1 protein-coding gene is annotated in these 6,571 nt (G+C 73.7%); it reads left to right on the top strand.

Annotation, left to right across the window (positions count from 1 at the left end; translation table 11 throughout):
- Positions 1 to 6,571, top strand: a 6,571-nt coding sequence (locus ACZ60B_RS42350; protein ID WP_469397267.1) for an amino acid adenylation domain-containing protein, incomplete at both ends; no start/stop codon positions are given.

Here is a 6,571-nt window from a genome sequence, read left to right on the forward strand (position 1 = left end):
TGGGCGCCGGGCCGGCGGATGATCAACGCGTACGGTCCGACGGAGACGACGGTGTGCGCGACGATGAGCGCTCCGCTGGCCCCGGGGGCCGGTGTACCGCCGATCGGCCGGTCGGTCGCGGGCTTCCGGGTGTACGTCCTGGACGAGCGGCTGCGGATCGTGCCGCCCGGGGTGACGGGGGAGTTGTACGTCGCAGGGGCTGGTCTGGCGCGCGGGTATCTGAACCGGCCCGGGCTGACGGCCGGTCGGTTCGTGGCCTGCCCGTTCGGCCCGGCGGGTGCGCGGATGTACCGCACGGGCGACCTGGTGCGCCGCCGGAGCGACGGAGAGCTGGAGTACGTCGGCCGTGCCGACGACCAGGTGAAGGTGCGCGGCTTCCGCGTCGAACTCGGCGAGATCGAGGCGGCGTTGGCCGAGCACCCTGCCGTCGCCCAGGCCGCCGTGCTCGCGAAGGACGACCGGCTCGTCGGCTACGCGACGCCCCGTCCCGGCACGGTCGTACGTCCGGCCGAGCTGACGGCGTATCTGCGCGACCGGCTGCCCGACTATCTGGTGCCGTCGGCGTTCGTGCCGCTGGACGTGCTGCCGCTGACGCCCAACGGAAAGCTGGACCGGGCGGCGCTGCCCGCTCCCGACCTCGGCTCGGCCGAGGCCGGGCGCGCACCGCGCACCCCTCAGGAACAGATCCTGTGCGAGCTGTTCGCCGAGGTCCTCGGCGTGCCACGGGTCGGGGTCGACGACGACTTCTTCGACCTGGGCGGGCACTCGCTGCTCGCCACCCGGCTGGCCGCGCGGGTGCGCTCGGTGCTCGGGGTGGAGCTGGGGCTGCGCGCGCTGTTCCTGGCGCCCACCGTGGCGGGCCTGGCCGGGGCGCTGGCCGGGGCCGGCCACGCCCGTCCGGCGCTGACCACGCACGAGCGGGCGGAGGCGGTGCCGCTGTCCTTCGCCCAGCGTCGGCTCTGGTTCCTGCACCGCATGGACGCCGCCGCCGCGACCTACCACATCCCGCTGGCGCTCCAGCTGACCGGGACGCTCGATCGCGTCGCGCTGGACGAGGCGCTGGCCGACGTGGTGGCCCGGCACGAGAGCCTGCGGACGGTCTTCCCGGAGGTCGACGGCGTACCGTGCCAGCGCGTCCTGCACCCGGCCGAGGCCCGGCCCCGGGCGGGGCTGACCGAGGTGCTGGAAGACGAACTCTTCGAGCGGCTGGCCGAGTTCGCCCGGCGGCCCTTCGACCTGGAGGCCGAGGCGCCCCTGCGGGCGGAGCTGTTCGCGCTCGCGCCGGACGAGCACGTGCTGCTGCTGGTGATGCACCACATCGCCGGTGACGGCTGGTCCACCGGCCCGCTGGCCCGCGACCTGGCCGAGGCGTACGCCGCCCGGTGCGAGGGCCGCGCGCCGCACCGGCCGGCCCTGCCGGTGCAGTACGCGGACTACACGCTGTGGCAGCGCGACCTGCTCGGCGACGCCGCCGACCCCGAGAGCCGCTTCGCCGAGCAACTCGGCTACTGGAAGCGCCAGCTGTCCGAACTGCCGGAACTGCTTCAGCTGCCCGCCGACCGGCCGAGGCCTGCCGTCGCCGGCTGGCGCGGGGACCACGTCGGCCTGGAGCTGAGCCCCGAACTGCACACCACCCTGCTGGAGTTGGCCCGCAGGTCGGGCGCGAGCCTGTTCATGGTGCTCCAGGCGGCGCTGGCGGCGCTGTACACGCGGCTGGGTGCGGGTACGGACATCCCGATCGGGTCTCCGATCGCGGGGCGTACCGACGAGGCGCTGGACGATCTGGTCGGGTTCTTCGTGAACACGCTGGTGCTGCGCACCGACACCAGCGGCGACCCGTCGTTCGCGGAGCTGCTGGGGCGGGTGCGGGAGACGGCGCTGTCGGCCTACGCCCACCAGGACGTGCCGTTCGAACACCTGGTGGAGGTGCTCAACCCGTCCCGCTCGCTGTCCCACCACCCGCTGTTCCAGACCATCCTGGCCGTGCAGAACGCCCCGATGGGGCGGTTCTCCCTGCCCGGTCTGGACGTCACCACCTACGCGGTGGCCACCGGAACCGCCAAGTTCGATCTCGGTGTGAGCCTCGTGGAACAGTTCGGTCCGGACGGCAGCCCGGCGGGGATCGTCGGCGCGGTGGAGTACGCCACCGACCTGTTCGACCGCTCGACGGTCGAGGCGCTCATCCGGCGCTGGACGCGTCTGTTGGAGGCGGTCACCGCCGACCCGGACCGGTCGATCGGCGGGATCGAGATCCTCGACGCCGACGAGCGGCACCGTCTGCTGGAGCGCGGCAACGCGACCGCCCGCGAGGTGGCGGCCGTCCCGGTGCCGCGGGCGTTCGCGGCGCAGGTGACGGCGACCCCGGACGCCCTCGCGCTCGTCCGCGGCGATGTCGAATTGACGTACCGTCAACTCGACTCCTGGGCGAACCGGTTCGCGCATGCGCTGATCGCGCGGGGGGTCGGTCCTGAGCAGACCGTGGCCGTGGCTCTGCCGCGGTCGGTGGAGTCCGTGGTGGCGGTCCTGGGTGTGCTGAAGGCCGGTGCCGCGTACCTGCCGGTGGATCCGGCGTACCCGCAGGCGCGGATCCGGTTCATGCTGGACGACGCGCGGCCGGCCCTGATGGTCGACGACCCGGCGCTGGTGACCGAGGTGACCGACTGGCCGGACACCGACCCCGTGGTCGCGCTCGACGTCAGGCACCCGGCCTACGTGATCTACACCTCGGGCTCGACCGGCCGTCCCAAGGGCGTCGTGGTCGCGCACGGCGGTGTCGCGAGCCTGGTCGCGGGACAGATCGAGCGGTTCGCGATCGAACCCGACAGCCGGGTGCTCCAGTTCGCCTCGCCCAGCTTCGACGCCTCGGTGTCGGAGATCTACACCGCACTGCTGCGCGGCGCGGCCCTGGTGCTGCCCCCGACGGCGGACCCGGTGGCCGCGCTGGCCGACCGGGACCTCGCGGTCACCCACGTGACCGTGCCCCCGTCCGTCCTCGCCGCCGTGCCGGAGGGCTCGGTGCGGGTGTCGACGCTGGTGGTGGCGGGTGAGGCGTGTCCGCCGGAGTTGGTGGCGCGGTGGGCGCCGGGCCGTCGGATGATCAACGCGTACGGTCCGACCGAGACCACGGTGTGCGCGACCATGAGCGACCCGCTGTCGCCGGGGTCGGGCGTGCCGCCGATCGGCCGTCCGATCGCCAACGCCCGGGTGTACGTGCTGGACGAGCGACTGCGGCCGGTGCCGACGGGCGTGGCGGGGGAGCTGTACGTCGCGGGCGCGGGACTGGCGCGCGGCTACCTGAACCGGCCGGGCCTGACCGCCGGACGGTTCGTCGCCTCCCCGTTCGGGGCCGGTGAGCGCATGTACCGCACCGGGGACCTGGTGCGCTGGCTGGGCACCGGAGAGCTGGAGTACGTCGGCCGCGCAGACGACCAGGTGAAGGTACGCGGCTTCCGGGTCGAGCCCGGCGAGGTCGAGGCCGCGCTGGCCGAGCACCCCGCCGTCGCCCGGGCCGCCGTCCTCGCCCAGGACGACCGGCTCGTCGGCTACGTCGTCCCGCACCAGGACGACGCCCGCGACAGCGACCTGGAAGCGGACCACGTGGGCGAGTGGCAGGACATCTACGACGCCCTGCCCATCACCCCCGAGGAAGCCGGCTTCGGCCAGAACTTCGTCGGCTGGAACAGCAGTTACGACGCGAGCCCGATCCCGGTCGAACAGATGCGGGAATGGCGGGACGCCACCGTGGCCCGCATCCTGGCCCTGCGCCCCCGCCGGGTGCTGGAGGTCGGCGTCGGCACCGGACTGCTGCTCTCGCAGATCGCGCCGCACTGCGAGTCCTACTGGGCGACGGACTTCTCCGCCACCGCGGTCGACGCGCTGAGCGCGCAGGTCGCCCGGCAGGAGGACCTGGCCGAGCGTGTCGTGCTCCAGACCCGCCCGGCGCACGACACCGACGGCCTGCCGACCGGGCGGTTCGACACCGTCGTGATCAACTCGGTGGTGCAGTACTTCCCGTCCGCCGACTATCTCGCCGACGTGATCGGGAAGTTGATGCGGCTGCTCGCCCCCGGTGGCACGCTCTTCGTCGGCGACGTCCGCAACCTGCGGCTGCTGCGCCCGCTGGCCACCGCGGTCCAGCTGCACCGGGCGGCTGCGGACGGAGACCTCGCGGCCGTGCGCCGCGCGGTGGAGCAGGCCGTCAGGGTGGAGAAGGAACTCCTGGTCGACCCGGACTTCTTCACCGTCCTTCGGGAGCACGGCACGGACATCGGCGCGGTGACCGTGGAGGTCAAGCGCGGCCGCCACCACAACGAACTGACCCGCTACCGCTACGACGTGACGCTGCACAAGCAGCCGGCCGTGTCGGTCCGGCCCCTGGACCTGGCATGGGGCCGGGACGTCGCCGACCTCGCGCAGCTGCGCGAACTGTTGGGGCGGCCCGGCACGGGCCCGGTGCGCCTCACCGGGGTCCCGAACCGCCGCGTGGCACGCGAGGCCGAGCTGGCCCGGGCGGTGTGGAACGGGGACGGCACGCTCGCCGGCCTGCTGGAGCGGCTGCACGGTCCGGACGACGGTGGCCTGCCCGACCCGGAGGACCTCCACGCCCTCGGCGGGGAGCTCGGCCGCCGAGTGGGCCTCACCTGGTCGGCCGACGCGCCCGAGGCCCTCGATGTGCTCTTCACCGGTGGACCGGCAGGCGCCCCCGTCGAGGCCTACCGGCCGGTGCGGTCGGCCGGCACCGCGTTGTCGTCGCTGACCAACCGCCCGACCGGCAGCCGGGGTACCGGTGCCCTTCTCGGTGAACTCCGAGACTGGCTGCGCGGTCGGCTGCCGGACTACCTGGTCCCGTCGGCGTTCGTGGCTCTGGAGGCACTGCCGCTGACGGCCAGCGGGAAGCTCGACCGCCGCGCGCTGCCCGCACCCGACCTCGGCCCGGCCGGAGCCGGGCGGGCGCCGCGCACCCCGCAGGAACAGCTCCTCGCCGAGCTGTTCGCCGAGGTGCTCGGCCTGGCCCAGGTCGGCGTCGAGGACAGCTTCTTCGACCTGGGCGGACACTCACTGCTTGCGACCCGCCTGGCTTCCAGGGTCCGGGCGACCCTCGGAGTGGAGCTGGAAGTCCGGACGTTGTTCGAGACCCCGACCGTGGCCGGGCTGGCGGCCTGCCTGGACGGGTACGGCACGGCACGGCCCGCACTGACCGCCCAGCCGCGACCCGAACGGGTGCCGTTGTCCTTCGCCCAGCGCCGCCTGTGGTTCCTGAACCGGATGGACGGCCCGAGCGCCACCTACAACATGCCGTTCGCGCTGAGCCTGACCGGCGACCTCGACCGGGCGGCCCTGCACGCCGCGCTCGCGGACGTGGTCGCCCGGCACGAGAGCCTGCGGACGGTCTTCCGCGAGACGGACGGCGTGCCGTACCAGGTCGTGCTGAACGCCTCGCAGGCCCACCCGGCGTTGCCGGTGGCCGAACTCGACGAGAGCCGGCTGGCCGAGCGGCTGGCGGAGGCGGCCCGGCGCGGCTTCGACCTGGCGGCGGAACCACCGGTCCGGGCGGAGCTGTTCGCGCTCGCGCCCGACCGGCACGTGCTGCTGGTCGTGGTGCACCACATCGCGGCCGACGGCTGGTCCACGGGCCCGCTCTCCGGTGACCTCGCGGCGGCCTATGCGGCGCGCTGCCGGGGCGAGGAACCGCGGTGGTCCCCGCTGCCGGTGCAGTACGCCGACTACACCCTGTGGCAGCGCGACGTGCTCGGCGACGCCACCGACCCGGACAGTCTGTTCTCTCGGCAACTGTCTTACTGGAAGGACGAGTTGACGGGCCTTCCGCAGCAGGTGCAGTTGCCCGCCGACCGGCCCCGGCCGCCGGTGGCCTCCCAGCTGGGCGGCGCGGTCGCGATCCGGCTCGACCCCGAACTGCACCAAGCACTGCGGGACCTGGCCACCGGTAGCGGCGCCAGCATGTTCATGGTGCTCCAGGCCGGCCTTGCCGCGCTGCTCACCCGACTCGGCGCCGGCACGGACATCCCGATCGGCAGCCCGATCGCCGGCCGCACCGACCAGGCGCTGGACGAGCTCGTCGGCTTCTTCGTCAACACCCTCGTGCTGCGCACCGACACGAGCGGCGACCCGGCCTTCGCCGAACTGCTCGGCCGGGTGCGGCAGAAGGCGCTCACCGCGTACGAACACCAGGACGTGCCCTTCGAGTACCTGGTCGAGGTCGTCAACCCGGCGCGGTCGCTCGCGCACCATCCGCTGTTCCAGATCATGCTGGGCCTGCAGAGCGCGCCGGGCGGCGACTTCGACCTGCCCGGCCTGGACGTGGCCGCCTACCCCGTGGCCGCCAGAACCGCCAGGTTCGACCTCGGTGTCAACCTTGCCGAGCAGTTCGGTCCGGACGGCCGCCCGGCCGGGATCGTCGGAGCGGTGGAGTACGCCACCGATCTGTTCGACCGTTCGACGGTGGAGACGTTCTTCGTCCGGTGGACCAGGTTGCTGGCCGCGGTCGTCGCCGCGCCCGACCGGCCGATCGGCGGGATCGACCTGCTGTCCGACGGGGAGCGCCGCGAGCTGC

The sequence above is a fragment of the Streptomyces sp. NPDC104096 genome (assembly GCF_055584385.1).